This window comes from Massilia orientalis (genome assembly GCF_030411975.2).
In the GTDB taxonomy this organism is placed as follows: domain Bacteria; phylum Pseudomonadota; class Gammaproteobacteria; order Burkholderiales; family Burkholderiaceae_D; genus Telluria; species Telluria orientalis.
In genome coordinates this window covers 86,581-112,710 of sequence record NZ_JASNRB020000005.1, presented here as the reverse complement: position 1 = coordinate 112,710, position 26,130 = coordinate 86,581, and the positions used below count along the sequence as shown (strand labels likewise).

Below are 26,130 nucleotides of genomic sequence, written 5' to 3'. Positions count from 1 at the left end.
CTTGGGGAAGACGACGGAGCGTTCGCCGCAATCGCTGCACAGGATGTGCTTGCTGCTCCACAGGATACGCATGAGGGGCGTACGCGCGATTCGGCGTACGTAAGAGGAACCACATTCGGGGCAAGAGACCATGTATCGTACCGATAAGTGTTGAGAATCAATCAACAAAATACCAGTTATTGCTGAGATGGACGGTGCGGCAGCGCACAGTAGCGCGACAGAGTGACAGCGTCGACAGTTCAGTTGCTGCAGGTAGACCATTGAGCTATCGCACTTGACTGACTGAGTTTGGCCAACGCGACGTCAGTGGCTTGAGCAAGAATTCTTCACTTACTCTATTCACAACGGAGGCACTCATGGCTGTGGACGCATATTTGCAAATCGATGGTATCAAAGGCGAATCCGCTGACTCAAATCACGTAGGCTGGATCGAAATTACCAGCGCTTCCTGGGGCGTAAAGCAGCCAAGAAGCGCAACCGCATCCACGGCAGGAGGCCACACGGCAGAGCGGTGTGAGCACAAAAGCATTTCGCTACATAAGTTGGCGGACCTCGCTTCGCCGATTCTGATGCAGACATGTTCTATGGGAAAGACCATACCCAAAGTGAAACTGGAATTCATGCGTGCGGACAGTGATGGGCATCCCATCAAGTATTACGAAGTCGAGGTGGACAACGTTATTGTTGCAAGTATTGATCAGGTGATGCATGAGGGAAGCGGTTTGCACGATAGCTTCACCCTCAGATTCAGCAAAGTAAAATGGAAATATACGCAGCAGAAGATCAGCGGTGGAGCAGGTGGAAACACTGCCGGTAGCTGGGACCTGGCGACCAACCGAAGCGCGTAATGGAGCCGGTATGGAGCAACTATCCCAGCTTCAACCGCATGACTCCCGAACTTACTTCATGCTCCCTCAGGCTCCGGAAGAGGCCGGATATTATGTCTACGGGACACCCGCCGGAGGCAAGTTCCAGTACGCGCATCCTTCGATGATGACCGTGCTTTTATGGGTCGAGCGGGAATGGTCTGCCATCGACAGCCGTAAGTTCGGTGTCGGCAACATAAGCAAGGCCGACGGCCCGAAAAATGAACACGCTTCGCATCGGGACGGACTTCAAGTCGATGTGCGTGCGGTTCGCAAGGATGGACTTCATTTGCCTGTGACCTGGCATGATCACGAATATGATCAGGAAGCGACGGGAAAGCTGATCGACATCTTTTTCTCGCATCCACTTGTGACAAAAGTGCTGTTCAACGATACAAGAGCTCATCCTCGAGTGATGATGTGGCCTCATCACGACAACCACTTTCATGTGGAGGTTCGATGAAAAGAATTCTGATTGCAGCTTGGTTATGCGTGGTTCCTACGGCTTATGCAGGTAGTGATTCGATCGACTGGCACGAGAAATACAAGCTTTTGAAGGCCACCTATCTCATCTATTCCGGCGAACCGGATGAGCGAGCGGCGCCGACCAGGACTGACCGGAAAATCGCAATCATCGTCGAAGGCGATGCCGCCAGAGAGGTTTTCGAGTCACTCTATCCGGACGCCAAGGGCGTTACCTGCACAACTGAGCAGGGCGAGCGCCTGCGTCGCAAGGGAGACGTATGGTGCTCATATCGCCCAAGCGACGGTTACCGATGCTTCATGGGATTCAACCTTCGCAACGGTCAACCACATTCCGGTGCAAGCTGTTGACATCGATGTTTACCTGAGACGGACCGTGCGCGCCCTCGCGCACGTGTCAGTGATGGGTTAGGTATGCCACCGTCGAACACACCTACGCTTGCTAATCTGCAAACATGGCAATCCCGGTGTCCGATCGAAAACTCTATGCGATGAAACGCATGTCGCTCGCCCTGCAGCGTGCGGCGGCGGCGCGGCCGCTTGGGCCGTCCACCGACCGCGCGCTGCACTGGGCCGCGGTCTGGGGCATCGTGGCCGGCATCCGGACCCCGCATACGCGAGTCCGGTTGCGGCGCACGACGCTGGCCGGCACCGCCTTCAGACCACCGACCCCAGCTTGAAGATCGGCAAATACATGGCAATCACGAGACCGCCGATCAGCACCCCGAGCACGACCATGATCATGGGCTCCATCAGCGACGACAGCGTCTTGACGGCCTCGTCCACTTCTTCCTCGTAGAAGTCGGCCACCTTGCCCAGCATGCCGTCCAGCGCGCCGGATTCCTCGCCGATGGCGACCATTTGCGTGACCATGTTGGGGAAGACATTGGCGTTCTGCATCGCGGCCGTCAGGCTCGTGCCCGTGCTGACTTCCGTCTGGATCTTTTTCGTGGCTTCCAGGTAGACATTGTTGCCGGACGCGCCGCCCACGGAGTCCAGCGCTTCCACGAGCGGCACGCCGGCCGCGAACATCGTCGCCAGCGTGCGGGTCCAGCGGGCGATCGTCGCCTTGCGGATCACTTCGCCGAACACGGGGAGGCGCAGCAGCACGCGGTCCATGAACTGCTGCATTTTCAGCGACCGGCGCCAGGACTGGAAGAAGAAGTACAGCGCGCCGAAGATCGAGCCGAAGATGATGTACCACCATTTCACGACGAAATCCGAGATGCCCATCACGATCAGGGTCGGCGCCGGCAGGTTCGCGCCGAAGCTGGAGAACACGGATTTGAACGCGGGCACCACCCAGATCATGATCACGGCCGTGACGATGAAGGCGATGGCGATGATCGCGCACGGGTACATCAATGCACCCTTGATCTTGCTCTTCAGCGCAAGTGTCTTTTCCTTGTAGATCGCCAGGCGCGTGAGCAGGTCTTCGAGGATACCGGCCTGCTCGCCGGCGCCGACGAGGTTGCAGAACAGCGGGTCGAAGTACAGCGGATACTTGCGGAACGCGTTGTTCAGGCTGGTGCCCGTCTCGATGTCGGCGCGCAAGTCCATGATCAGCTTGGACATCGACGGATTCGAATGGCCCTTGCCGACGATGTCGAACGATTGCAGCAGCGGCACGCCCGCCTTCATCATCGTGGCCAGCTGGCGCGTGAACAGCGTGAGGTCCTTGTCCTGGATCTTCTTGCCGCTGCGGTACACCTTCTTCTTGACCTTGGTGACCATGATGCCCTGGCGGCGCAGGGTCACGTTCACGATGGTCTCGCCGCCGGCGCGCATTTCGCCGCGCACGGTCTTGCCGGTCTTGTCCTTGCCTTCCCAGGCGAAGATGTGTTCCTTGACTTGCGCGCTGGGCGCGCGGCGTGCCGGGGCGGATGTCGTTGCCATGATGGATCCTTATTCGTTCGTGCAGCCGAGCACTTCTTCGAGACTGGTGAGGCCTTGTTTCACTTTCAGCAGGCCGGAGCGGCGCAGCGAGTTCACGCCCTCGGCCTCGGCCTGGGCGGCGATCTGCATCGCGTTGCCGTGCCCAAGAATCAACGCTTCGATCGCGGGCGTGATCGGCATGATCTGGTAGATGCCCACGCGGCCCTTGTAGCCGGAGCCCAGGCAGCGCTCGCAGCCGACGGGGCCGTAGGGCTTCCAGTCGCCGTCGAAGTCGGTGTCGCGGAAGCCCGCGGCCTTCAGCGTGTCGCGGCCGATGTCGAGCGGCTGCTTGCACGTGCACAGGCGGCGCGCGAGGCGTTGCGCGGTGATCAGGATGACGGACGAGGCGATGTTGAACGGCGCCACGCCCATGTTCATCAGGCGCGTCAAGGTCGACGGCGCATCGTTCGTGTGCAGCGTGGAAAACACCATGTGGCCCGTCTGCGCCGCCTTGATCGCGATGTCGGCCGTTTCCAGGTCGCGGATCTCGCCGACCATGATGATGTCCGGATCCTGGCGCAGGAAGGCTTTCAGCGCGACCGGGAACGTGAGGCCCGCCCTTTCGTTGACGTTGACCTGGTTCACGCCGGGCAGGTTGATCTCGGCCGGGTCTTCCGCCGTGGAGATATTGATCCCCGGCTTGTTCAACAGGTTCAGGCAGCTGTACAGCGACACGGTTTTGCCCGAACCCGTCGGGCCCGTTACGAGCACCATGCCGTACGGACGCGTGATGGCGTCGATCAGCAACGCTTTCTGGTCGGGGTCGTAGCCGAGCGCGTCGATGCCCATCTGGGCCTGCGTCGCGTCGAGGATACGCATGACCGTTTTTTCGCCGAACAGGGTCGGCAAGGTGCTGACGCGGAAATCGATCGTCTTCGTGGGCGACAGCACGAGGCGCATGCGGCCGTCCTGCGGCACGCGCTTTTCCGAGATGTCGAGCTTGGCCAGCACCTTGATGCGCGAGACGAGCTTGTCGCGGATCGACAGCGGCGGGGCGAGATGGTCGCGCAGCACGCCGTCCACGCGCAGGCGGATGCGGTACTGCTTTTCGTAGGGCTCGAAGTGGATGTCCGACGCGCCCAAGGTAATTGCATCCATCAGCACCTTGTTGAGGAAGCGCACGATGGGCGCGTCCTCGACTTCCGCCGCGGCGGCTGCCGCTTCCGCCGCCTGCGTCTGCGGTTCTTCGTCGGCGAATTCGATGTCGCCTTCCTCGCCGGCCAGCTCGCTCAAGTCCTGTTCGGCGCTCTTGGCGATGTTCGCCAGCAGCGCCAGCAGGGTGTCGTGCGCGACGATCACCGGTTCGACGGTCGATTCGCTCTGGAACTTGATCTGGTCGAGGGCCTGCGTATTCGTCGGGTCGGACACCGCCACCGACAATTTGTTGCCCCTGCGTGCCAGCGCGACGACGCGCTGGGCCTGCATCAGCTTCGGGTCGATCGCGTTGACGGGCAGGGCGTCGTGGCTGAACGTGCCCAGGTCGAACAGGGGATAGCCGAAGGTCTCGGCGCAGAAGACTGCCAGGGATTTCGCATCGATGGAGCTGCTGCCGAGCAAGGTGTCGATGAAACCGGCCTTGTCGGCGGACGCCTTCTTTTGCAAGGTGTCCGCTTGAGGCAAGGTCAGCCGTCCGGCCTGCACCAGGGCACGCGCCAGCCCGGGCAACGCCGTGCCGGGGGTGGTGTTGGGAAGGACTGCTGCCATATGGTCAGGTTTGGAAGGACGACAGGAAGCCGGGCAGGATGGACGGCCCCGGCGGATCGTCTCGATGATGCCCGTAGGCATCAAAACGGTCAAGACTTTGTCGTAGTGAAAGATGCGTGCATACCACGTGGATGAAATGGCATGTAACCGGCTCGCAATGTCGTGTGAACAACATCGTTATTCCTCGTGCAAGAACAAGGGCTTACCGCCGGATCGTGTCCGGCGGCGCTCGGCCGGTGAAGCCCGGTCAGGCTGCCAGCCAGCGTTTGACCGCGACCGGCCGCAACAGTTTCACGACCTTGATGGCCTGGTTCTGCACCTGCACGACTTCGATCACGCAGTTGCCGATCCTGAGGGCGATGGGGAATTCCGGAATCTCCTGCAACTGTTCCAGCAGCAGGCCGTTGACGGTCTTCGGGCCGTCGAGGGGCAGGTCGAGGCCCAGCTTCTTGTTGATGTCGCGCAGCGGCGTCGTGCCTTCCAGCAGGACCTCGCCCTGGGCATTCCACGCCATCGCATCGCTGCGGGCGGCGCCCGGCGTCGAGGTCGTGAAGTCGCCGATCATTTCCTCGATGATGTCTTCCAGTGTCACCAGGCCCTGGACCTCGCCATATTCGTCCACGATGATGCCCAGGCGCTCCTTGTTTTCCTGGAAATACTGGAGCTGCGTGAAGACGCCCGTGTCCTGCGGAATGAAATAGGGCTCCGTCAACAGTTCGCGGAAGTGGTCGATCGTGAGGTCGTCTTCTTCGTTCAGCAGCGCGACGGCCTTGCGCACGTGCAAGATGCCGACGATGCGGTTGATCTCGCCCTCGTACACGGGCAGCTTGTTGTGGTAGCAGGTGGTCAGCTCGGCCTTGAGGTCGCCGACCGGCAGCGCGAGGTTCAGCGCTTCGATCTGGCTGCGCGGCGTCATGATGTCTTCGACCGAGATCTTTTCCAGTTCGAACAGGTTCAGCAGGATGCTCTTGTGCTTTTGCGGGATGTAGCTGCCCGCTTCCAGCACGACGGAGCGCAATTCCTCCGGCGACAGTCTCTGCTGGGCATCCGCATGCCCCACGCCCACGCCGCGAATGCGCAGCACGCGCAGCAGGCCGTTGACGAACAGGTTGACGAACCAGATCGCCGGCTTCGCGACCTTCATCAGCGCACGCAACACATAGCTGGACCCGAGCGAGATGCGCTCCGGATACGTGGCGCCGATGATCTTCGGAGAGATCTCCGCGAACACGATCAGCAGGAACGCGACGACGGCCGTGGCGATCGTGATCACGCTTTCCTCGTGGCCGAAGAACAGGATGGCGATCGCGGTGACGAGCGCCGTCGCCATCGCATTGATCAGCGTGTTCGCGATGAGGACCAGCGACAGCAGCTTGTCCGTGCGGTCCAGCAGCCACAGCGTGGTGATGGCGGCGCGGTTGCCCCGCTTCGCGAGATGGCGCAGGCGATATTTGTTGGCCGCCATCAGGGCGGTTTCCGCCATCGCGAAGAAGGCCGAACAGAGGATCAGGAGGGCGAGTGCGAGAATGAGCACCCAAAGTGGTACGGTTTCCAAGGATCACCGTGAAGAATCGTCGGGAATCTGGCGAGGCCAGCGCAGAGGCCGATTCTAAGACAAGGGGAGGGGGCTTGCAAGTTTGGCTAGGGAGGCGCGGTGCCCGGGTTCAGGCTGTCGACCATCGAACTCGGGATCAGGATGGTGGCGCCCCGCTCCTTCGTCGTTTCATAGATGATGTTCATCGCCCGCAGCTGCAGGGCCGCCGGATGGCCGGCATACATGTCGGCCGCTTCCACGAATTTCCCGGCGATGGCGGCCTCGGCGGAACCGAGGATGACGCGGGCCTGCTTCTCGCGTTCCGCCTGGGCCTGGCGCGACATCGCATCCTGCAGCACGACGGGAATGGCGACGTCGCGGATCTCCACCGAACCGACGGTGATGCCCCACGGCGCCGTCTTCCGGCCGATCGATTCCTTCAGTTGCGCATCCGCTTCCTTGCGCTCGGACAGCAGCGCCGCCAGCATCGACATGCCGATCATTTCCCGCAGCGACGTCTGCGCGACCCGGTCGATCGCCTCGCGGTAGTTGGTGATCGCCAGCGCGGCCTTCTCCGCATCGTGCACGTGCCAGAAAATGATGGCGTCGACGTTGACCGGCACCGTATCCCTGGTCAGCGCCTGCTCGGCGTTGAAGGCCGTCGTCTGGATGCGCACGTCGATGACGGCGATCACGTTGTCGATGACCGGCACGATCGCGAACAGGCCGGCGCCCTTGACGCCATGGAGCTTCCCCAGCCTCAGGATGACGAATTTTTGCCACGTGTTCGCCATCTTCAGCGAGAACGCGATGATCACGGCCAGCGCGACGAACAGCAACCCGGGCAGCGGATTGACCCACCAGGTCAGGGCGATGCCGATGCCCAGGCTGACGGCGACCAGGAACGATGTGACCGGATTCATGATGTCAGTGATGCATCCGTTCCCAGCCATGGCGCATGGCCAGCTTGACCTTGTCCCAGGCGGACGCCTCGCTGCCGGCGTGCCGGTATTCCCACTCGCGCTTCAGCGCGGGCTCGACGTCTTCCCAGGCCCGGTCGGACTGCGGCGCCTGGGCGCCGGCGGGCGCGGCCCACGTGGCGTCCTCGTCCGGGTTGTCCCACCGCGCGATACTGCCCATCGTCTCCTTGAACGTGTTGCCGGCGGGCGGAGCGTCGGCGTCCTGGGTGCCGAAATAATGGCTGTCTTCGTGCGGATGGTGCTGCAGGGCGCCCGGCGCGGTGCCCGGCGGGTAGTCGCGGCGCGGCGCGACGGTCCCGGTCCAGGCGGCCGGATCGCCCTCGTCGGGGATGTCTTCGACGCCGGCCGGGCGGTACTGCCCCATGATGCCGGTGGCGCGCGCGGCTTCCGGATCGGTTCCTGTCGTGAGCGTGACGATGTGGCGTTCGCGCGTGTCGGCCGGCAGCGCGTGCCGGTGGTACAAGGTGCCGAGCAGCCGCGCGGCGGTATGCCGGAGCGAGGTGTCCGGTTCCGTCGTGCGCATGTTCGAGAGCGCCATGTCGGCGCGTGGGTAGCCCGATGCCAGCAATGCGTCCAGGGCGTGCTGGGCATCGCTGCGTTGGTCGAAGACGGCTTTCAAGGTGTGACGCATGATGATCTCCCCGTTGTTTCATGGAGAGCGTCGTGCCGGCGAGTGGCCGCCGCTGGCGGCCGGGTTCCGTGCGTTGCCGTTGATTCCGCGCGACCAGGTCGGTCACTGCATGCAGTACGGCGCTTGTGCTGACAGCATACGCCGAATCTGGACTGGATGTGCACTGTCCATCGCGAATTTCGCGTCGCCGTTCAGCCGCGCGCCAGCGCCAGCCGTGCCTGGCCCGCCGGCGCCCCCAGCGCGTGCCCGGCCGCCAGCTTGAACTGCGCCAGCGCGCCCGACAACTGCCCGGTCTGCTCCGCCAGCGATTCCGCCGCGGCGGACGCTTCCTCGACGAGCGCCGAGTTCTGCTGCGTCATCTGGTCCATGTCGTCGATCGCGCGGCCGATCTGTTCGATGCCTTCGGCCTGGCGCTGGCCCGCGACGCTGATCTCGGCCATGATGTCGTGCACCTTGCGCACGGAGGCGACGATCTGTTCCATCGTGGCGCCCGCTTCGTCGACGAGCGCGCTGCCCGCGTCGACCTTGGCGACGGAGTCGCCGATCAATTGCTTAATTTCCTTGGCGGCGGCGGCCGAGCGCTGCGCCAGGTTGCGCACCTCGCCCGCGACGACGGCGAAGCCGCGGCCCTGTTCACCGGCACGGGCCGCTTCCACCGCGGCGTTCAGCGCGAGGATATTCGTCTGGAAAGCGATGCCGTCGATCACGGAAATGATCTCGACGATCTGCTTCGCGGACGCGTTGATGGCGCCCATGGTGGACACCACATTGCCGACCACTTCGCCGCCGCGGGTGGCGATGTCGGTGGCGGACACGACGAGCGCGTTCGCCTGGTTCGTGTTGGCCGCGTTCGTGCGGACCGTATCGGTCAGCGATTCGACGGCGCGCGTCGTGTGCTCCAGGCTGCCGGCCTGCGATTCCGTGCGGCTGGCCAGGTCGGCGTTGCCGCTGGCGATCTCGGCGCTGGCCGAGGCGATGGTCTCGGCCGACGTCTTGATGCCGGACACCATCGTCGCCAGGCGCGTGCGCATTTCCTGCAGCGCGGCCAGCAGGCTGTGCTGGTCGCCGGCGTCGAGGCGGATGTCCATCGACAGGTCGCCGGCGGCGACGGCGCGGGTGATCTCGCGCGCGTATTCCGGCTCGCCGCCCAGCTGCTGCCAGATGGTGCGGATGACGAACCACGACACGCCGATCAGCGTGGCGATCACGATCAAGGCGGTGATGATGGTGACGGACAGCACGCGGCGCACGCTCGAGCTGCTGCGCGCGATGCCGTCCTTGAAATTCTGCTGGGCCTGGTCGTTGAGCTTGGCGACGTCGGCATTGAGCACCGTCAGCGCGCCCTGCATGCGCTGCACGGTCGCCTGCGTATCGCCCTGCTCGAGTTCGAGCATGATTTTGGCGGCGGAGACGGCCGGCGCATAGTAATCCTCGAATTCCTTCGCGAGGCGCTTGCCGGTGGCATCCATGCCTGGGATCCTGGTCACTTCGGCCAGCTTGGCGCGGACCTTGTCGGCCTGGTCGCCGATCTGGGCGATGCGGGCCTTGTCGCCTTCGGAGACGGCATCGCGCAAGCCGTCGGTGATGCCCTGCAGGTCCGCCGTCAACGCCTTCGCCGTGCCCAGCGCCGGGTAATCCACCGCTTCGGTCGTGTGGATCGAGTCCAGGGCGCCGCTGGCGATGCTGGCGGAGACCGCCACGCCGAGGCCGAAGATGATGGTCGAGATGACGGGGAGTGCCCAGATCTTGCGCTTGATGCTCATGCCGTTTCCTTAAGTTCAACAGCCCGCCGCCGGATCGCACCGGGGGCGGGCGGTGGTAGTGGATGCTTACGGTGTGTAGATCACTTTGACCGAGGCATCGACCGCGCTCTTTTCGATGTAGCCGATGGCCTTCGGGTCGCTGGCCACCATCTTCTTGACGGCGGCGCTGTCGGCGGCTTCCTTCGGCATCGTCGCCTTGCCGGTGAACACCAGCTTGGACCACAAGGCCTTGACCTGGGAGCCGTCCTTGTCCGTCACCTTTTTATAGAACTCGGCGCGGACGGGGGCGCTTTCCGGCTGGTCGATCGGGCTCATCGCGCCCGATTTGCCAAGGAAATACTGCGCGACCTGGTCTTTCGTCATCGAGGCCTCGGCAGCCTTCGGGTTCACGACGACGACCACGTCGGCCATGGCGGGCAGGGCGAGGCACAGTGCGGCGGCGGCGAGGCCGGTCTTGATCGGATGTTTCATCGTCGTCTCCTTAGAACACGAAGTCGAGCGCGACGGCGCCGACGGTCACCGGACCCTTGAAGCCCGGCTGCGCATTGACCAGCAGGCCGGCGGCCTTGTTCGGACGCACGCGGTCGAACTGCACCTTCAGGGCCACGGAGGAACGGAAGTCCCAGCGCAGGCCGATCGTGTCGGTCTGCTGCTCGCCCTGGCTCACGCCGGTATAGCGCAGGTTCGACACGATGCCGTTCAGCGTGGCGAGGGTCGGGGTGCAGGCGGCCGGATAGCCGGCCGGGCAGGCCGCCGGCATGCCGTTGCGGACGTTGCCGTCGATGGAGAGCTTGGCGTGGCTGTAGTACGGCAGGAACTTGCCGATGCGATAGCCTCCCATCACGTACCACGACGTGGTGTCGTTGATGTAGCTGTCCGTCTTGCGCTTCGCGTACTCGCTCTGCACGACGATGTCGTTCCAGTCGAGCGTCGCGCCGAGGGACGTGAACGAGGCCTTCTTGTCGCGCACGTCGATGTCCTTGGCGAGCTGGGCTGCCTGCGGGAACTTGTAGCCGGCAGCGACCGTGTTCAGCGTGTTCAGCAGCGTCGCCAGCGACGTCGAGCCGTTCAGCGTCAGGTGGCCGTCCACGCGGCCGAAGCGCACCGTCAGCGGGCCGTGCTCGGCCACGAGGTTCAGCGCCGTCACGCGGCGGCCGTCCAGGCTCGGGCCGCCGGCGATGTCGACCTTGCTCTTGCCCACGGCGAATTGTGCGGTGTACGTCGTGGCGGCATAGCTGTGCTGCCAGATGACGTCGGCGCCGTCGACCGTGTTGAACAGCATTTGCGAATACACTTCCGCCGGCGGACGCAGCATCGTATTGGCGTAGCCCACGTTGCGGTAGTCCGAGATCATGAATGCCGGCAGGCCCATGCGTCCGACGCGGATCGAGACGTCGTCCGACACCTTCGCCTTGGCGAATGCCCATGCCAGTTCGGCGCCGTAATCGTCCTGCGCATCCTTGCGCACGAGGCCCTGGCCCGTGACGGACAGCCAGTTGTTGACGGCGTAGTCGGCCTGCACGCCGAAATTCGAATCGACACCGGTGGTGACGTCCTTGGTGGCGCCGCTGGCCTGGTTCGGGCGGCCGAACTCGGCCTTGTCGGTGTTGGTCCAGGTGAGGGCGCCGGTGCCGAAGCCGCTGATGCGGACGGCGTCCTGCGCGAAGGCGCAAGGCGCGACAAAAGACAAGGCGAGCGCACTCGCGATGATGCGTTTTTTCATGGGGGTTCCCTGCTGAAGACGGCGGGTGAAAGTTCTTGTTATAGAAACACTGTGACGGCGCGCGTCAGGCCGTGTAACGAATCTGTAGTGAATTGTAGAGTTGCAGCAAAAATTGCGACAAGGAAAAACTCACGAATAGTTTCTCTATTCAGTTGTGACCGCTATCTTTGTTGTGCAGATCAGACAGCGCGCCCTGTCAGAACTGGATGATGTATTTAATTCCACCAATGCGTCGTCGTGCCCGCTTCCGGCAGGCGCGCCTGCCGTGCCGCGTGGACGATGCCCGCCTCGACCGCCTGTTCGGCCGTGTAGATGCGGGCGCTGCCCGTCAGATAGGAGCGGATGTCGTGGGCGCCGGGTGCGCCGCGGGTGGCGTCTTCGTAGATGGCGGCGTAGCGCTCGGCGTCGAAGTCGAGGCAGTCGCGCCATTCGGAGATGCGGGCGTGGTCCGCCGCGACGAGGTTGCCGAAGCCCCAGTGCAGCGGGTGGATGAGGAAACGCGTGCCGGGGCAGGCATAGCGTTGCTGCCCGGCCAGGAAGATGGCGACGCCGACGGACTCCACGCTGCCCACGTTCCACGTCGTGAGCGGCAGCGGCAACGATTTCAGGAAGTAGTACAAGGCGAAGCCGGCCGTCATGTTGCCGCCTTCGGTCGACATGTGCAGCTCGATCTCCGTCGCACCGCTTTGCAGTGCCTGCAAGCAAAGGTTGCGCACGGTACAGGCGGAATTTGCGTTGATCGGTCCGATGAAATGTACGATGTGCAAAGCCATGACGCCTCCATTGACGGCTCAAGCATAGCAAGTTTCACAAGCTCACGTCGCGCTATTGAAAATATCTGATATTCAAAATCGGTATTCCAATATATCCAGCCTGACCCCCGGTGCTACTCTTGCATCCAGTTAGTCATAATTTTCACAAGATCCTTTCTGAGGCGATGATGTCCACACCGATCCGATTTTTCTACCGCGGCGCCGTCCATGAAGTGAACGACGTCGCGCCGACGCAGACCATCCTGCAGCACCTGCGCGAGGATCTGCACTGCACCGGCACCAAGGAAGGCTGCGCCGAGGGCGACTGCGGTGCCTGCACCGTCGTCGTCGGATCGCTGGAGAACGGCGAACTGCAGATGCGCTCCGTGAATTCCTGCATCCAGTTCACGCCCACCCTGGACGGCAAGGCCCTGTTCACCGTCGAAGACCTGGCGCAGCAGGATGGCAACCTGCACCCCGTGCAGCAGGCCCTCGTCGAATGCCACGGCTCGCAATGCGGCTTCTGCACGCCGGGTTTTGCGATGTCGCTGTGGGGCATGTACCTGAAACAGGAAGGCCGCGAGCCGAGCCGCTGCGAGATCGACGACGCCCTGTCCGGCAATCTGTGCCGCTGCACGGGCTACCGGCCCATCATCGACGCCGCCAGGCGCATGGTCACCTTGCCGCGCGTCGATTTCGACCGCGCCGCCGTCACCGGACAACTGCAGGCGCTGCAGCGCGACGCGGGCGCCACCTACGAGTACGACGGCCAGACCTTCCACGCCCCGCGCACCCTCGATGAACTGGTCGCCGTGCGCGCCGCGCATCCGAAGGCGACGATCCTCGCCGGGTCGACCGACATCGGCCTGTGGGTCACGAAGCAGATGCGCGACCTGACCGACGTGATCTACCTGGGCCACGTGGCCGAACTGAAGACCGTGCGCGAGCAGGACGGTTTCATCGAGATCGGCGCCGGCGTCTCCCTCGAGGATGCGTACGCCGCCATCTGCAAGCATTACGAGGCGGAGCTGGGCGAATTGTGGCAGCGCTTCGCGTCGCTCCCGATCCGCAACGCGGGCACGCTGGGCGGCAACGTGGCGAACGGTTCGCCGATCGGCGATTCGATGCCGTGGCTGATCGCCATCGGCAGCGAACTGGTGCTGCGCGGCCCGGACGGGGAGCGCACCATGCCGCTCGAGAACTTCTACCTCGGCTACCAGGTCAAGGACTGGCGCGACGGCGAGTTCGTGCAGGCCGTGCGCGTGCCGCTGCCGCGTCCGAATGTCGCGTTCCGCACCTATAAACTGGCCAAGCGCTTCGACCAGGACATCTCGGCCGTGTGCGCCGCCTTCGCTTTCACGCTGGCAGACGACATCGTGGTCGAGGCCCGCATCGCCTACGGCGGCATGGCCGCGACGCCGAAGCGCGCCGCGCAGGCGGAAGGCCTGCTGAACGGCCGCGCGTGGGACGAAGCTGCCGTGACGGAAGCGATGGCCGCGCTGGCGCAAGACTACGCACCGCTGTCCGACATGCGCGCATCGAGCGCCTACCGCATGAAGACGGCGCAGAACCTGCTGCGCCGCTACTGGCTCGAAACGCGCAAGGACAACCCCCTGCCGCCGAACGCGGTCAACCCGTTCGCGACCGCATTGGCTTGAGGAGACACACATGAACGACGCAGGATCCCCCGCACTGACCAAGGCCGAATGGAAGCAGGTCGGCCTCGGCAAAGCCCATGAATCGGCCCGGCTGCACGTGCTGGGCCAGGCCGACTACACCGACGATATCGCCGAAGTGCGCGGCACCTTGCACGCGGCGCTGGGCCTGTCGGGCAAGGCGCACGCCCGCATCCTGGACATCGATTTTACGGACGTCCTGGCCAGCCGCGGCGTGCGCGCCGTGCTCACGGCAAAGGACATCCCGGGCACCAACGATTGCGGCCCGATCATCCACGACGACCCGATCCTCGCGGACGGCCTCGTGCAATACATCGGCCAGCCGATCTTCGTGGTCGTGGCCGACAGCCACGACCTGGCCCGCCGCGCCGCGAAGAAGGCGAAGGTCAGCTACGAGGAGCTGCCGGCTATCCTGACGCCGCAGGCCGCGCGCGCCGCCGGCTCGTACGTGCTGCCGCCAATGCGCCTGACGCGCGGCGACGCCGAAACCGCATTCGAACGCGCCCCGCTGCGCGTGAAGGGCGAGCTGTACGTCGGTGGCCAGGAGCAGTTCTACCTCGAAGGCCAGATCTCGTACGCGATCCCGCAGGAAAACGACGGCATGCTCGTGCTGTGCTCCACGCAGCACCCGAGCGAGATGCAGCACGTCGTGGCGCACGCGCTGGGCCTGCATTCGCACAACGTGGTGGTGGAGTGCCGCCGCATGGGCGGTGGTTTCGGCGGCAAGGAATCGCAGTCGGCACTGTGGGCCGCCGCGGCCTCCATCGCGGCGAAACGCCTGGGCCGCGCCGTGAAGCTGCGCGCGGACCGCGACGACGACATGATGGTGACCGGCAAGCGCCACTGCTTCCACTACCTGTACGAGGTGGGCTACGACGACGCCGGCCGCATCCTCGCGGCGAAGGTCGACATGGTGAGCCGCGCGGGCTACTCGGCGGATCTCTCCGGCCCCGTGGCCACCCGCGCCATCTGCCACTTCGACAACACGTATTATTTGTCCGACTGCGACATCCGCGCGGCGGCCGGCAAGACGAACACGCAGTCGAATACGGCATTCCGCGGCTTCGGCGGTCCGCAGGGCGCCATCGCGATCGAGTACATCATCGACGAGATCGCGCGCAACCTCGGCAAGGATGCGCTCGACATCCGCAAGCTGAATTTCTACGACAAGATCGACCGCAATGTCACGCCGTACGGCCAGCCCGTCGTCGACAACGTGATCCATGAACTGGTGGGCGAGCTGGAACAGACGAGCGAATACCGCGCGCGCCGCCAGGCGATCCAGGAATACAACGCGACGAGCCCCGTGCTGAAGAAGGGCCTCGCGCTGACGCCCGTGAAATTCGGCATCGCGTTCAACGTGACGCACCTGAACCAGGCCGGCGCCCTCGTGCACGTGTACGTGGACGGCTCCATCCTCGTCAACCACGGCGGCACGGAGATGGGGCAGGGCGTCAACACGAAGGTGATGCAGGTCGTCGCGCACGAACTGGGCGTCGACCTGACCCGCGTGCGCATCGCCGCGACGAACACGAGCAAGGTCGCCAATACGTCGGCGACGGCGGCATCGACGGGCGCGGACCTGAACGGCAAGGCCGCGCAGGATGCGGCGCGCCAGATCCGCGACCGCCTCGCCGCCTTCGCCGCGAAGCAGTACGGCGGTGCCGTGGAAGACGTGCGCTTCGTCGCCGATACCGTGTTCGCGAACGGCCACGAAGTCCCGTTCGGCGAACTGGTCGCCAAGGCATACCTGTCGCGCGTGCAGCTGTGGTCGGACGGCTTCTATGCGACGCCGAACCTGCACTGGGATCCGAAGACGATGACGGGCAACCCGTTCTTCTACTTCGCGTACGGCGCGGCGGTGGCGGAAGTCGTCATCGACACGCTGACCGGCGAGTGGAAGCTGCTGCGCGCGGACGCGCTGTACGACGCAGGTAACTCGCTGAACCCCGCCATCGACATCGGCCAGGTGGAAGGCGCGTTCATCCAGGGCATGGGCTGGCTGACGACGGAAGAACTGTGGTGGAATGCGCAGGGCAAGTTGATGACGCACGCGCCGTCCACGTACAAGATCCCGGGCGTGTCGGATTGCCCGGACGCGTTCACGGTGAAGCTCTTCGACAACCGCAACGTGGCCGATTCGATCCACCGCTCGAAGGCCGTCGGCGAACCGCCGCTGCTGCTGCCGTTCTCCGTGTTCCTCGCGATCCGCGACGCCATCTCGGCCGTCGGCGACCACAAGGTGAACCCGCCGCTGCGCGCACCGGCGACAAGCGAGGCGATCCTCGACGCCGTGTCCTTCGTCGAACAAGCCGTGCGGGAAAAGGCAGCCTGACATGGACGACTGGCTCATCCCCACCGCGCAACCGGCCGTGCTGATCACGGTCGCGAAGGTCGACGGTTCCGTACCCCGCGAACCGGGCGCGCGCATGCTCGTCGACGCCGGCGGGCAGTGGGGCACCGTCGGCGGCGGTCATCTGGAACTGCGCGGCATCGAGACGGCGCGCGCCATGCTGCAAAGCGGACAAGCGCGCCGGCTGGAACGCTTCCCGCTCGGCCCGAGCCTGGGCCAGTGCTGCGGCGGCGTCGTGCACCTCGCATTCGAACTGGTCGACCGCGACCAGTGCGCCGAGCTGGCCGCGCGCCGCCATGAAGACGTGTGGCGCGTCGTCGCGCTGGACGGCGAGCCGGACCTCGCGCTCGTCGACGCGCTGGGCCATAACCTCCAGCGCAAGGGCGGCCGCTACCCGGACTTCGAACGCGGCGGCGGCACGCGCGTGCTGCTCGACGACGCGGGGCGGCGCTGGCTCGTCGACCACGTCCCGGCGCCGCGCGCGCACGTGATGCTGTTCGGCGCCGGCCACGTGGGCGCCGCCATCGTGCGCCTGCTGGCGGACCTGCCGTGCAAGGTGACCTGGGTCGATGAGCGGGAGGACCTGTTCCCGGCCACCGTCGCCCCGAACGTCGTCGTGGAAGCGACGGACATGCCGGAAGCCCTCGTGCGCACGGCGCCCGCCGGCACGAGCTTCCTCGTCATGACGCACAATCATGCGCTGGACCAGCGCCTGACCGAAGCGATCCTCCGCAGGCCCGCGAACCTGGACTGGTTCGGCCTCATTGGATCGGAAACCAAACGCAAGCAGTTCGAGCACCGCCTGCGCGACCGCGGGATTTCGCGCGCGCGCCTGGACGACATGGTGTGCCCGATCGGCGTCCCCGGCATCAAGGGCAAGGAGCCCGCCGTGATCGCCGTCGCCGTCGTCGCGCAACTGCTGATGGTCTGGGAGGCGGCGGCCCGCGCCGCGCCCGCGACCGCAACCGAAGTCCCACTGGAACAAGACTGAGATGTCCAACGATACCCGTACCGTGCAGGCCTACCGAGCGAGCCTGCTGCACTTCCACGCCGATCCGGCCTTCGCCGAGAACGCCCACGCCTGGCACCGGGACGGCCTGCTCGTCGTCGAGAACGGCCGCGTGCTCGCCGCCGGCGACTACGACAAGCTGGCCGCCACGCTGCCCGACGGCACCGACGTCGTCGACTACCGCGGCCAGATCATCACGCCCGGCTTCATCGACACGCACCTGCACTTCCCGCAGACCGACATGATCGGCTCCCCGGCGCCGGACCTGCTGCCGTGGCTGGAGAACTACACGTTCCCGACCGAGCGCCAGTTCAAGGATCCCGTGCACGCGCGCACCGTCGCCGAATACTTCCTCGACGAGCTGCTGCGCAACGGCACGACGACGGCGCTCGTCTACTGCACGGTGCACAAGGAATCCGTCGACGCGTTCTTCGAGGCGAGCGCCGCGCGCAACCTGCGCATGGCCGGCGGCAAGGTGCTGATGGACCGGAACTGTCCGGACTTCCTGCAAGACACGGCCGACCTGCGCGACAGCGAAGACCTGATCCGCCGCTGGCACGACCACGGCCGCGCGATGTATGCGATCACGCCGCGCTTCGCGCCGACGTCGACCCCGGCCCAGCTGGGCGCGGCGGGCGAGCTGGCGCGCGCGTGCCCGACCACCTACATCCAGACACACGTGTCGGAAAGCCGCGACGAATGCGCGTGGGTGAAAAGCCTGTACCCGGACAACCGCAGCTACCTGCAGGTGTACGAGCACCATGGGCTGATGCGGCAACGGTCCATGTTCGGCCACTGCATCTGGCTGGACGACGTCGACTTCGCGCTGATGGCCGACACGGGCGCCGCGATTTCTCACTGCCCGACGTCGAACCTGTTCCTCGGCAGCGGCCTGTTCGACGTCGCGAAGGCGGACAGCGTGCGTGCCCACGTGTCGCTGGGGACGGACGTCGGCGCGGGCACGTCGTTCTCGATGTTGCAAACAATGAATGAAGCGTATAAAGTTGCGCGGTTAAAAGGCAGCTATCTCCCGGCCCTGCGCATGTTCTATCTCGCCACGCTGGGCGCCGCGCGCAGCATGCAGCTCGAAGGGACGATCGGCAATTTTGCCGCCGGCACCGAGGCGGACTTCATCGTCCTCGACCCGAAGGCGACGCCGCTGCTGGCGCGCCGCACGGCGAACGGCGACTCGCTCGAGGAAACCCTGTTCGCGCTGGCGCTGCTGGGCGACGACCGCGCGATCCGTGCCACGTATGCGGCGGGCAAGCGGGTGCACGAGCGGCATTGATACGTCATCCCCGCGAACGCGGGGATCCATGCTGAGCCGAACAGGACACTCAGTATGGGTTCCCGCGTGCGCGGGAACGACGACTTCGGCGCTGGTGAGATACTGTCGACAATCACTCACAGCCGAGACCAACATGACAAAAACCCTGAGCAGCAGCCTGCTGATCACCCTGGCGGCCCTCGCGGCCGCCGCTTCCGCGCGCACCCCGGCGTCCGGCCCCAACGAAGCGGCCACCGCGCGCCACTACGCGTCCCTGATCGCGGGCGCGCAGCCGAAGACGGCGGAGCTGGTCCTGTTCTTCTCGCAGATGCCCAAGGGCGGCGACCTGCACCACCACTACTCCGGCGCGATCTATGCCGAGACCTATGTCGACTGGCTCGACAAGCAGGGCTATTGCGTCAACAAGCTGACTTACAAGATCGAGACCGACAAGAGCGTCGTCGAGCACGAGCGCGCGAAGCAGCCGAAGGACCGCGCCTGCCTGTCGTCGTCCGACGTGTATGCCGACGACGCCACGTGGCGCGAGCTGCTGCAGCGCTGGTCGAGCAAGGATTTCAATAACCACGGCGCCATCCAGCCGCCGCCGGACCGTCAGTTCTTCCAGACGTTCGGCTACTTCGGCCCCGTCTCCGACCGCAACTTCCACGACGGCCTCGTCGAACTGAAGAACCGCGCGCTGGCCGAGAACGTGGCCTATATCGAGACGATGTTCAAGAGCCCGGACACGGTCTCGGATCCCGAATTCGACAAGCGCGCGTGGGACAGCGCGCGCGACGAGGCGAAATTCGCCCAGTTGCTGGAATCCGCGCGCCAGAAGCTGAACGCGACGCCGGCGTTCCGCACCTCGGTCGACACGTTCGTCCGCACCGTCAACGAAGCGGCGCTGGGCATCGACGACGAGAACTTCACGATGCGCTACCAGACCTACGTCGTGCGCCTGTTCTCGCCGTCGCGCGTGTTTTCCTCGATGCTGGCCGCGTTCGAATCGGCCGCGCGGGGCGGCAAGATCGTCGGCGTGAACATCGTGGGCCAGGAAAGCCAGATGGTCTCCATGCGCGACTACACCTTGCACATGCAGATGTTCCGCTACCTGAAGAAGGTGTACCCGAAGGTCAACGTCGCGCTGCACGCGGGCGAGCTGGCGCTGGGCGACGTGCCGCCGGAAGACTTGAAATACCACATCGACCAGGCGCTGAACGTGGCGGGCGCGCAGCGCATCGGCCACGGCATCGACCTCGCGCACGAGACGAACGCCGTCGGCATCATGAAGACGATGCGCGCGAAGGACATCCCGGTCGAGATCAACCTGACGTCGAACGCGTTCATCGAGGGCGTGCAGGGCGAGAACCACCCGATCACGCTGTACCGCAAATACGGCGTGCCGTACGTGATCTCGACGGACGACGCGGGCGTCACGCGCCACAACCTGGCCAACGAATACGTGCTGTTCGCCAGCCGCTACAAGCCGAGCTATGCGGAAGTGAAGAAGGCGTCGTACAACAGCATCCGCTACAGCTTCCTGCCGGAATCCGACAAGCAGCGCCTGACGCGCCTGCTCGATGCACGCTTCGCACGCTTCGAGTCGGACGTCGCCGCGCTCGAACGCACCGCCGTGAAGCATTAAGTATCGACCTCCCGCCGGCGGCGGTCCCGCCGCCGGCATCTTCCTCCGAACTCCGGTTGCCACCCGACCAGGTGGAACAGGTATATGCATATGCCGTCCCTGTGGCCAACTCGCTACAGAATGGATTAATTCTCACGTCGCTTGCTTAAAAACCAAGCTAAACAATTTCATTCCAGAACGCCCCATTTATCATCCCGCCGTGTCTGTTCCTGAGGGAAGAGGCAACCTGCGCGCGATCATCTGCTCACTTCTTAAGCAACTTATACGCGCAAGCTATAAATTCCCAAGTGAAAACGTATTTGTCTCGATAAACGGCTTCATGCCATATTGGCCTTTTATTAAGCCAACGTCCGAGAAAATGCGCGGTTTTGGGTGTAATAGCCTGGAAACAATTAACCGCTAGACTCGCGTGCGCTGCTTTTTGCTGGTGCATTGTCATCCGCATCCGCACCATCGAACAGCAGGCAGACAGAACAAGAGACCGGCCGTCATGAGCGACCGGTCCAGGATTGCAGTACTCAAGAGGGGGGAACTCCGTTCCCAACCATAACTATCAAGTCTATTTGGGGTTAATCCAATGATCTATCAAAAACGGATCCAGCTGACGAAGCTGGCGCTGGCTCTGTCGATTGCGCTCGCGGGGGCGCCGGCCCTGGCGCAGAACACGACGTCGGCTGTCGGTGGTCGTATCTCGAGCGCTGACGGCCGACCGGCCGCCGGCGCCGCAGTGCAAATCGTTCACACCGAATCCGGTTCGGTCAGCAATGTCGTCACCGATGCGGAAGGCCGCTATATCGCGCGCGGCCTGCGTACCGGCGGTCCGTACACGATCATCATCACGAAGGACGGCGTTACCGAAAAACGCGAAGGCATCTACCTGCAGCTGGCGGAAACCGCCACCGTCGACGCGACCGTCGGCGCACCGATGCAGACCGTGACCGTCGCCGGCAACCGCGCCCGCTCCGACATCTTCAGCCGCTCCAACATGGGCGCGGGCACCGCGATCAGCAACGCGCAGCTGCAGATCCAGGCGTCGGTCAACCGCAACCTGCAGGACTACGCCCGCGCCGACCCGCGCGTCTCGCAGACCGACAAGGAACGCGGCGAACTGTCCGTCGCCGGCCAGAACTCGCGCTACAACTCGATCACCATCGACGGCGTGAACGTGAACGACACGTTCGGCCTGGAAGCGAACGGCAGCCCGACCTCGCGCCAGCCGATCTCGATCGAAGCGATCCAGTCGACCCAGGTGAACGTCGCCAACTACGACGTCACGCAGAAGGGCTACACCGGCGGCAACATCAACGCCGTCACCAAGTCCGGCACGAACCAGTGGAAGGGCGGCGTGTACTACGTGTACCGCGACGACCGCCTGGCCGGCCAGCGCTACAACCCGGCCAACGACACCTATTCGGATCCGGTCCCGTTCAAGGAAACGACCAAGGGCGTGTGGGCGAGCGGCCCGCTCGTCGAGGACAAGCTGTTCCTGTACGCGCTGTCGGAAGAGACCAACTCGTCGCGCAGCGCGCCCGACTACGGTCCGGTCGGCTCGAACAACGGCACGACGGTCGCCGTGACCCCGGCGGAAATCGCCGCCGTGCAGAACATCATGAAGAACCAGTACGGCGTCAACGCCGGCGGCCTGGCGCAGGGCGGCGGCAACTTCGTGTCGCGCGAGCAGATGCTGAAGGTCGACTGGAACATCAGCGACAACCACCGCGCCAACATCCGCTACCAGCGCACCACGCAGGCCGAGCCGCAGTATTCGCTGTTCAGCGCCACCGGCCTGAGCCTGGATTCGGCGTACTACTCGCAGGGCAAGCAGATCGAGACGACCGTCGCCCAGCTGTTCTCGGACTGGACCCCGACGTTCTCGACCGAACTGAAGGCGTCGTCGCGCAACTACGACTCCGTCCCGACCAACAACACGCAGCTGCCGACCATCGGCGTGCAGTTCACCGGCGCGCTGCCGGCCGGCACCCCGAGCAACGTCACGACGGGTAGCCGCACGATCAACCTGGGCACCGACAACTCGCGTCACATGAACCTGCTGCGCACCCGCACGCAGGACTTCTACGCGGGCGCCAACTGGACGGTGGGCGACCACGAGATCAAGTTCGGTGCGGACTACCAGAAGAACAAGATCTACAACGCGTTCCTGCAGAACGTGTACGGCAATTACACCTTCGGTTGCGACAACAACCTGAGCTACTCGTTCGGCAGCATCAACTGCACGACCGCGTCCCAGGCGCAGGTCGAAGCCGCGGTGCTGGAAAACCTGCGCAGCGGCCGCTATACGTCGTACACGCTGCAGGTCGCCGCACCGGGCTTCACGCTGAACGACGCCGTCGCGCAGTTCAACATGACGAACACCGGCCTGTTCCTGCAGGACACCTGGAACGTCAACCGCCAGCTGACCCTGAACTACGGCTTCCGCGTGGACCAGGTGGGCGTCGGCGGCACGCCGGTCGCGAACACGAAAGTGGCCCAGGCTGCCGTGCTGAACCCGAACGCACGCCAGACCGGCGGCTTCGGCTACAACAACCAGCAGACGATCGACGGCACCAAGCTGTTCCAGCCGCGCTTCGGCTTCAACTACAACTTCGACACCCCGCGCCGCATGCAGCTGCGCGGCGGCTTCGGCCTGTTCCAGGGCGCCGCGATGTCCGTCTGGCTCGCGAACCCGTTCCAGAACACCGGCATGACGACGCAGCAGATTACCTGCTCGGCCACGGGTAACACCAAGTGCCCGCCGGTCGCCGGCACGCCGAACGGCGCGTTCAGCACCGACATCAACAACCAGCCGAAGCTGGGCGGCTCGACCCCGCCGATCGCCAACGTCGACCTGATCGACCCGAACGTGAAGCAGCCGTCCGTATGGAAAGCCAACCTGGCCTTCGAAACGGAACTGCCGTGGTACGGCCTCGTCGCCGGCGCCGAAGTGCTGTACGCGCACACCAAGGACGGTATCTTCTTCCAGAACCTGAACCTGGGCCAGCCGACCCGCATCGGCGTCGATGGCCGCCAGCTGTTCTGGAACGCGAACGGCCTGTCGCAGAACTGCTGGAGCGTGGGTAACAACGCCGTCAGCACCGCCAAGGGCTGCACCAACACGACCAAGTCGCTGTCGAATTCCGCGTTCGGCAACGTGATCAAGGTCACCGGCACGGACAAGGGCGAGAACCGCGTCTCGACGCTGTCGCTGTCGTACCCGATGACCAAGGGCTTCGGCTGGTCGGTCGCGGCAAGCCACACCTATGCGACGGAAGTCTCGAACCTGACGTCGTCGACGTCAGGTTCGAACTACGGCGCCCGTTCGGCCCTGAACCCGAACGACAACGTGGCCGCCAACTCGGCGTACCTGGTGAAGAACCGCATCAACGCGCTGCTGAACTTCGAGAAGGCGTTCTTCGGCAAGTACAAGACCCGCTTCGGCGTGTTCTACGAAGGCCGTACCGGCAAGCCGTACAGCTGGACCTTCAAGAACGACATGAACGGCGACGGCATCGGCAGCAACGACCTGATGTACATCCCGAAAGCCTTCGGTTCGGGTGAAGTCGTGTTCGCGGGCGATACGGCGACCAGCCACGCCAACGAGCAGCGTTTCTGGGACATCGTCAACGCCAACAAGGCCCTGCGCCAGGCAGCCGGCGGCACCGTGGCCCGCTACGGCGACTTCTCGCCGTGGACGAACAGCTTCGACCTGCGCATCAGCCAGGAAATCCCGGGCCTGTTCGCACGCAACAAGGCGTCGGTCTCATTCGACATCCTGAACGTCGGCAACCTGCTGAACAAGAAGTGGGGCCAGATCTACGAAGCACCGTTCTTCTCGAACGGCGGCCAGACCCGCGGCTTCGTCGACTACGCCGGCATGGACAGCCAGGGCCGTTATGTCTACGCGGTCCGCTCGGCCGCCGATCCGCTGCAGATCCGCCAGGTGAAGGGCGAGTCGCAGTGGTCGGCACAGGTCACCGTCAAGTACGAGTTCTGATCCGGGCCTGACATGAAGTAAATGAGACGGCCGGTGGCGACACCGGCCGTTTTTCTTCCCTTGTAAAGACCAGAAAGGCGAACGCGCGTGCCATAATCGATGGCTGCCGTTCGCATCACAAAAGATTTCATATGATCGTATCCCGTCCGTTCGCGCTGGCCCTGGGCGCCGCGTTGCTGCTGTCCGGCTGCGCCTCCGCGCCGGTCCGTCCGCTCGAGATCAATCTCGTCGCGCTGAACGACTTCCACGGCAATCTCGAGCCCAGCAAGTACACGTACACGCCGCCGGGTTCCACGCAGCCGCGCACGATCCAGGCGGGCGGCATCGACGTGCTGAAAGGCGCGCTGGACACGTTCCGCAAGGACGACCCGGACCTGCTGTTCGTCGCGGCCGGTGACCTCGTCGGCGCGAGCCCCGCCGCGTCGTCGATGTTCGCGGACGAACCGAGCATCGAGGCGCTGAACCGTATGGGCCTCGTCGCCAGCTCGCTCGGCAACCACGAATTCGACCAGGGCCCGAAGGAACTGCTGCGCCAGCAGCACGGCGGCTGCGATTCGCCGCGGCCCGCGAAGGCATGCCGCCTCTCGCCCGATTTCAAGGGCGCCGGTTTTACCTACCTCGCCGCCAACGTCGTCGACGCGCAGACGGGCAAGACCCTCGTGCCGGGCTGGCGCATCGTCGACGTCAAGGGCGTCAAGGTGGGCCTGATCGGCGCCGTGCTGCACGACCTCGCCTCCGTGACGATCGCCTCGTCCATCAAGGGCCTGGCCATCGAGGATGAAGCGGCATCGATCAACGCCGTGCTGCCCGTCATGCGTGCGCAGGGCGCGCAGGTGTTCGTCGTGCTGATCCACGAAGGCGGTTTCGCCGACCAGCCCTACGACAAGGCCGATTGCGACACGCTGCATGGCCCGATCGTCGCCATCACGAAGCAACTCGACCCGGCCATCCGCCTCGTCATCAGCGGCCATTCGCACACGGGCTATCTGTGCAAGGTGGACGGCAAGGTCGTCACGCAGGCGGACGCGTACGGCCACCTGCTGTCGCGCATCCGGCTGACGCTCGATCCGGCCACGAAGGCCGTCCAGGACATCCAGGTGCGCAACGTCGTGATGGCGCCGGACGCATTCCAGCCCGACGCGAGCCTGTCCGCGTACCTCGCCGACGTGCGCGCGAAGAGCCGCGCGGAGCTCGCGAAACCGGTGGCGCGCGTGCAGGGGGCGTTGTCGCGCAAGGAGAATCCGGCCGGCGAATCGGTGCTGGGCGGCGTGATCGCCGACGCGGCCGTCGCCGCCACGCGCGACCAGGGCGCGCAGGTCGGTTTCATGAACCCGGGCGGCATCCGCAAGGACCTGGAAACGGGAGAAGGCGGCATCGTCAGCTTCGGCCAGGCGCAGGCCGTGCTCCCGTTCGGGAACACGCTCGTCGTGATGGACCTCACCGGCGCGCAGCTGCGCCGCGTGCTCGAACAGCAGTGGGACCGGCCGGCGGCATCAAGCCCGTCGGTCCTTGCGGTGTCCAGCAGCCTGACGTACGACTGGGATGGCACGCAACCCGTCGGCCGCCGCACGGCGAACGTGAAGGTGGACGGCAAGGCGCTCGACGATAACAAGGTGTATCGCGTCGTGGCCAACAACTTCCTGGCCGAGGGCGGCGACAACATCCCGATGTTCGCGAAGGGCACGCGCCGCGTGGAGACGGGCCTGCGTGACCTCGATGCGCTGATCGCGTACCTGCAGAAGCATCCGGAAGCCGGCGGCGCCACACCGCGCATCCGCAAGGTCCGCTAACGATATAAACCGTATTGAGAGATAGCTC

The 26,130-nt window shown here is 64.6% G+C and carries 20 protein-coding genes; 11 read left to right on the top strand and 9 right to left on the bottom strand.

The window, feature by feature from the left end:
• Positions 1 to 356: 356 nt before the first annotated feature.
• From QPK29_RS08960 to QPK29_RS08945, 4 genes are all read left to right on the top strand, one after another.
• Complete coding sequence (locus tag QPK29_RS08960; RefSeq protein WP_371768670.1) at positions 357 to 848, top strand: Hcp family type VI secretion system effector; 492 nt, start codon at positions 357 to 359, stop codon at positions 846 to 848.
• A 10-nt stretch (positions 849 to 858) separates the two neighbouring features.
• Complete coding sequence (locus QPK29_RS08955) at positions 859 to 1,329, top strand: hypothetical protein (RefSeq protein ID WP_371768669.1); 471 nt, start codon at positions 859 to 861, stop codon at positions 1,327 to 1,329.
• Positions 1,326 to 1,700 (top strand): hypothetical protein, encoded by a 375-nt coding sequence (locus QPK29_RS08950; protein WP_371768668.1) that lies wholly within the window; start codon positions 1,326 to 1,328, stop codon positions 1,698 to 1,700. The genes QPK29_RS08955 and QPK29_RS08950 overlap by 4 nt, the downstream gene beginning before the upstream one ends.
• A 104-nt stretch (positions 1,701 to 1,804) precedes the next feature.
• The gene (locus QPK29_RS08945; protein ID WP_400189751.1) at positions 1,805 to 2,029 is read left to right on the top strand and encodes a hypothetical protein; all 225 of its coding nucleotides are present in this window, start codon (positions 1,805 to 1,807) and stop codon (positions 2,027 to 2,029) included.
• Here the strand turns inward: QPK29_RS08945 and QPK29_RS08940 are convergent.
• From QPK29_RS08940 to QPK29_RS08900, 9 genes are all read right to left on the bottom strand, one after another.
• Positions 2,007 to 3,245 carry a type II secretion system F family protein gene (locus tag QPK29_RS08940; RefSeq protein ID WP_056122892.1) on the bottom strand — a complete coding sequence of 413 codons (1,239 nt, stop codon included), beginning with the start codon at positions 3,243 to 3,245 and terminating at the stop codon, positions 2,007 to 2,009. The genes QPK29_RS08945 and QPK29_RS08940 overlap by 23 nt on opposite strands.
• 9 nt (positions 3,246 to 3,254) lie before the next feature.
• On the bottom strand, positions 3,255 to 4,988 hold the full coding sequence (pilB, locus tag QPK29_RS08935; protein WP_056122895.1) for a type IV-A pilus assembly ATPase PilB: 1,734 nt from the start codon (positions 4,986 to 4,988) through the stop codon (positions 3,255 to 3,257).
• A 247-nt stretch (positions 4,989 to 5,235) separates the two neighbouring features.
• Complete coding sequence (locus tag QPK29_RS08930; RefSeq protein ID WP_371768667.1) at positions 5,236 to 6,543, bottom strand: HlyC/CorC family transporter; 1,308 nt, start codon at positions 6,541 to 6,543, stop codon at positions 5,236 to 5,238.
• 86 nt (positions 6,544 to 6,629) lie between these two features.
• Positions 6,630 to 7,445: a slipin family protein gene (locus QPK29_RS08925; RefSeq protein WP_371768666.1), complete on the bottom strand. Its 816-nt coding sequence runs from the start codon at positions 7,443 to 7,445 to the stop codon at positions 6,630 to 6,632.
• 4 nt (positions 7,446 to 7,449) lie between these two features.
• Complete coding sequence (locus QPK29_RS08920) at positions 7,450 to 8,133, bottom strand: hypothetical protein (protein WP_371768665.1); 684 nt, start codon at positions 8,131 to 8,133, stop codon at positions 7,450 to 7,452.
• A gap of 191 nt (positions 8,134 to 8,324) precedes the next feature.
• Positions 8,325 to 9,896, bottom strand: a complete 1,572-nt coding sequence (locus QPK29_RS08915) for a methyl-accepting chemotaxis protein (protein ID WP_371768664.1) — start codon at positions 9,894 to 9,896, stop codon at positions 8,325 to 8,327.
• 66 nt (positions 9,897 to 9,962) lie between these two features.
• The gene (locus QPK29_RS08910; RefSeq protein WP_371768663.1) at positions 9,963 to 10,367 is read right to left on the bottom strand and encodes a hypothetical protein; all 405 of its coding nucleotides are present in this window, start codon (positions 10,365 to 10,367) and stop codon (positions 9,963 to 9,965) included.
• Positions 10,368 to 10,377: 10 nt separating this feature from the next.
• The gene (locus QPK29_RS08905; protein ID WP_371768662.1) at positions 10,378 to 11,619 is read right to left on the bottom strand and encodes a hypothetical protein; all 1,242 of its coding nucleotides are present in this window, start codon (positions 11,617 to 11,619) and stop codon (positions 10,378 to 10,380) included.
• A 215-nt stretch (positions 11,620 to 11,834) separates the two neighbouring features.
• On the bottom strand, positions 11,835 to 12,392 hold the full coding sequence (locus tag QPK29_RS08900; protein WP_371768661.1) for a ClpP family protease: 558 nt from the start codon (positions 12,390 to 12,392) through the stop codon (positions 11,835 to 11,837).
• 167 nt (positions 12,393 to 12,559) lie between these two features.
• Here QPK29_RS08900 and xdhA point away from each other — a divergent pair, with 167 nt between their 5' ends.
• The 7 genes from xdhA (at position 12,560) to QPK29_RS08865 (ending at position 26,102) form a co-directional block, all read left to right on the top strand.
• Complete coding sequence (xdhA, locus tag QPK29_RS08895) at positions 12,560 to 14,029, top strand: xanthine dehydrogenase small subunit (protein ID WP_371768660.1); 1,470 nt, start codon at positions 12,560 to 12,562, stop codon at positions 14,027 to 14,029.
• A 10-nt stretch (positions 14,030 to 14,039) separates the two neighbouring features.
• Complete coding sequence (xdhB, locus tag QPK29_RS08890) at positions 14,040 to 16,382, top strand: xanthine dehydrogenase molybdopterin binding subunit (RefSeq protein WP_371768659.1); 2,343 nt, start codon at positions 14,040 to 14,042, stop codon at positions 16,380 to 16,382.
• Position 16,383: 1 nt separating this feature from the next.
• The gene (gene xdhC / locus QPK29_RS08885; RefSeq protein ID WP_371768658.1) at positions 16,384 to 17,391 is read left to right on the top strand and encodes a xanthine dehydrogenase accessory protein XdhC; all 1,008 of its coding nucleotides are present in this window, start codon (positions 16,384 to 16,386) and stop codon (positions 17,389 to 17,391) included.
• A 1-nt stretch (position 17,392) separates the two neighbouring features.
• The gene (gene guaD, locus QPK29_RS08880; RefSeq protein WP_371768657.1) at positions 17,393 to 18,697 is read left to right on the top strand and encodes a guanine deaminase; all 1,305 of its coding nucleotides are present in this window, start codon (positions 17,393 to 17,395) and stop codon (positions 18,695 to 18,697) included.
• Positions 18,698 to 18,830: 133 nt separating this feature from the next.
• Positions 18,831 to 20,321, top strand: a complete 1,491-nt coding sequence (locus QPK29_RS08875; RefSeq protein ID WP_056122918.1) for an adenosine deaminase family protein — start codon at positions 18,831 to 18,833, stop codon at positions 20,319 to 20,321.
• Positions 20,322 to 20,898: 577 nt separating this feature from the next.
• On the top strand, positions 20,899 to 24,312 hold the full coding sequence (locus tag QPK29_RS08870) for a TonB-dependent receptor (protein WP_371768656.1): 3,414 nt from the start codon (positions 20,899 to 20,901) through the stop codon (positions 24,310 to 24,312).
• Between the two features lie 131 nt (positions 24,313 to 24,443).
• Positions 24,444 to 26,102: a bifunctional metallophosphatase/5'-nucleotidase gene (locus QPK29_RS08865; protein ID WP_371768655.1), complete on the top strand. Its 1,659-nt coding sequence runs from the start codon at positions 24,444 to 24,446 to the stop codon at positions 26,100 to 26,102.
• The last annotated feature ends 28 nt before the right edge of the window (positions 26,103 to 26,130 follow it).

Bases quoted from the DNA above. Each gene is read 5' to 3' on its own strand.
- xdhB (WP_371768659.1), top strand. From the start codon at position 14,040: ATGAACGACGCAGGATCCCCCGCACTGACCAAGGCCGAATGGAAGCAG.
- pilB (WP_056122895.1), bottom strand. From the start codon at position 4,988: ATGGCAGCAGTCCTTCCCAACACCACCCCCGGCACGGCGTTGCCCGGG.
- QPK29_RS08925 (WP_371768666.1), bottom strand. From the start codon at position 7,445: ATGAATCCGGTCACATCGTTCCTGGTCGCCGTCAGCCTGGGCATCGGC.
- QPK29_RS08915 (WP_371768664.1), bottom strand. From the start codon at position 9,896: ATGAGCATCAAGCGCAAGATCTGGGCACTCCCCGTCATCTCGACCATC.
- QPK29_RS08900 (WP_371768661.1), bottom strand. From the start codon at position 12,392: ATGGCTTTGCACATCGTACATTTCATCGGACCGATCAACGCAAATTCC.
- QPK29_RS08955 (WP_371768669.1), top strand. From the start codon at position 859: ATGGAGCAACTATCCCAGCTTCAACCGCATGACTCCCGAACTTACTTC.
- QPK29_RS08920 (WP_371768665.1), bottom strand. From the start codon at position 8,133: ATGCGTCACACCTTGAAAGCCGTCTTCGACCAACGCAGCGATGCCCAG.
- QPK29_RS08905 (WP_371768662.1), bottom strand. From the start codon at position 11,619: ATGAAAAAACGCATCATCGCGAGTGCGCTCGCCTTGTCTTTTGTCGCG.
- QPK29_RS08910 (WP_371768663.1), bottom strand. From the start codon at position 10,367: ATGAAACATCCGATCAAGACCGGCCTCGCCGCCGCCGCACTGTGCCTC.
- xdhC (WP_371768658.1), top strand. From the start codon at position 16,384: ATGGACGACTGGCTCATCCCCACCGCGCAACCGGCCGTGCTGATCACG.
- xdhA (WP_371768660.1), top strand. From the start codon at position 12,560: ATGTCCACACCGATCCGATTTTTCTACCGCGGCGCCGTCCATGAAGTG.
- QPK29_RS08875 (WP_056122918.1), top strand. From the start codon at position 18,831: ATGACAAAAACCCTGAGCAGCAGCCTGCTGATCACCCTGGCGGCCCTC.
- QPK29_RS08945 (WP_400189751.1), top strand. From the start codon at position 1,805: ATGGCAATCCCGGTGTCCGATCGAAAACTCTATGCGATGAAACGCATG.
- QPK29_RS08950 (WP_371768668.1), top strand. From the start codon at position 1,326: ATGAAAAGAATTCTGATTGCAGCTTGGTTATGCGTGGTTCCTACGGCT.
- guaD (WP_371768657.1), top strand. From the start codon at position 17,393: ATGTCCAACGATACCCGTACCGTGCAGGCCTACCGAGCGAGCCTGCTG.
- QPK29_RS08940 (WP_056122892.1), bottom strand. From the start codon at position 3,245: ATGGCAACGACATCCGCCCCGGCACGCCGCGCGCCCAGCGCGCAAGTC.
- QPK29_RS08960 (WP_371768670.1), top strand. From the start codon at position 357: ATGGCTGTGGACGCATATTTGCAAATCGATGGTATCAAAGGCGAATCC.
- QPK29_RS08865 (WP_371768655.1), top strand. From the start codon at position 24,444: ATGATCGTATCCCGTCCGTTCGCGCTGGCCCTGGGCGCCGCGTTGCTG.
- QPK29_RS08870 (WP_371768656.1), top strand. From the start codon at position 20,899: ATGATCTATCAAAAACGGATCCAGCTGACGAAGCTGGCGCTGGCTCTG.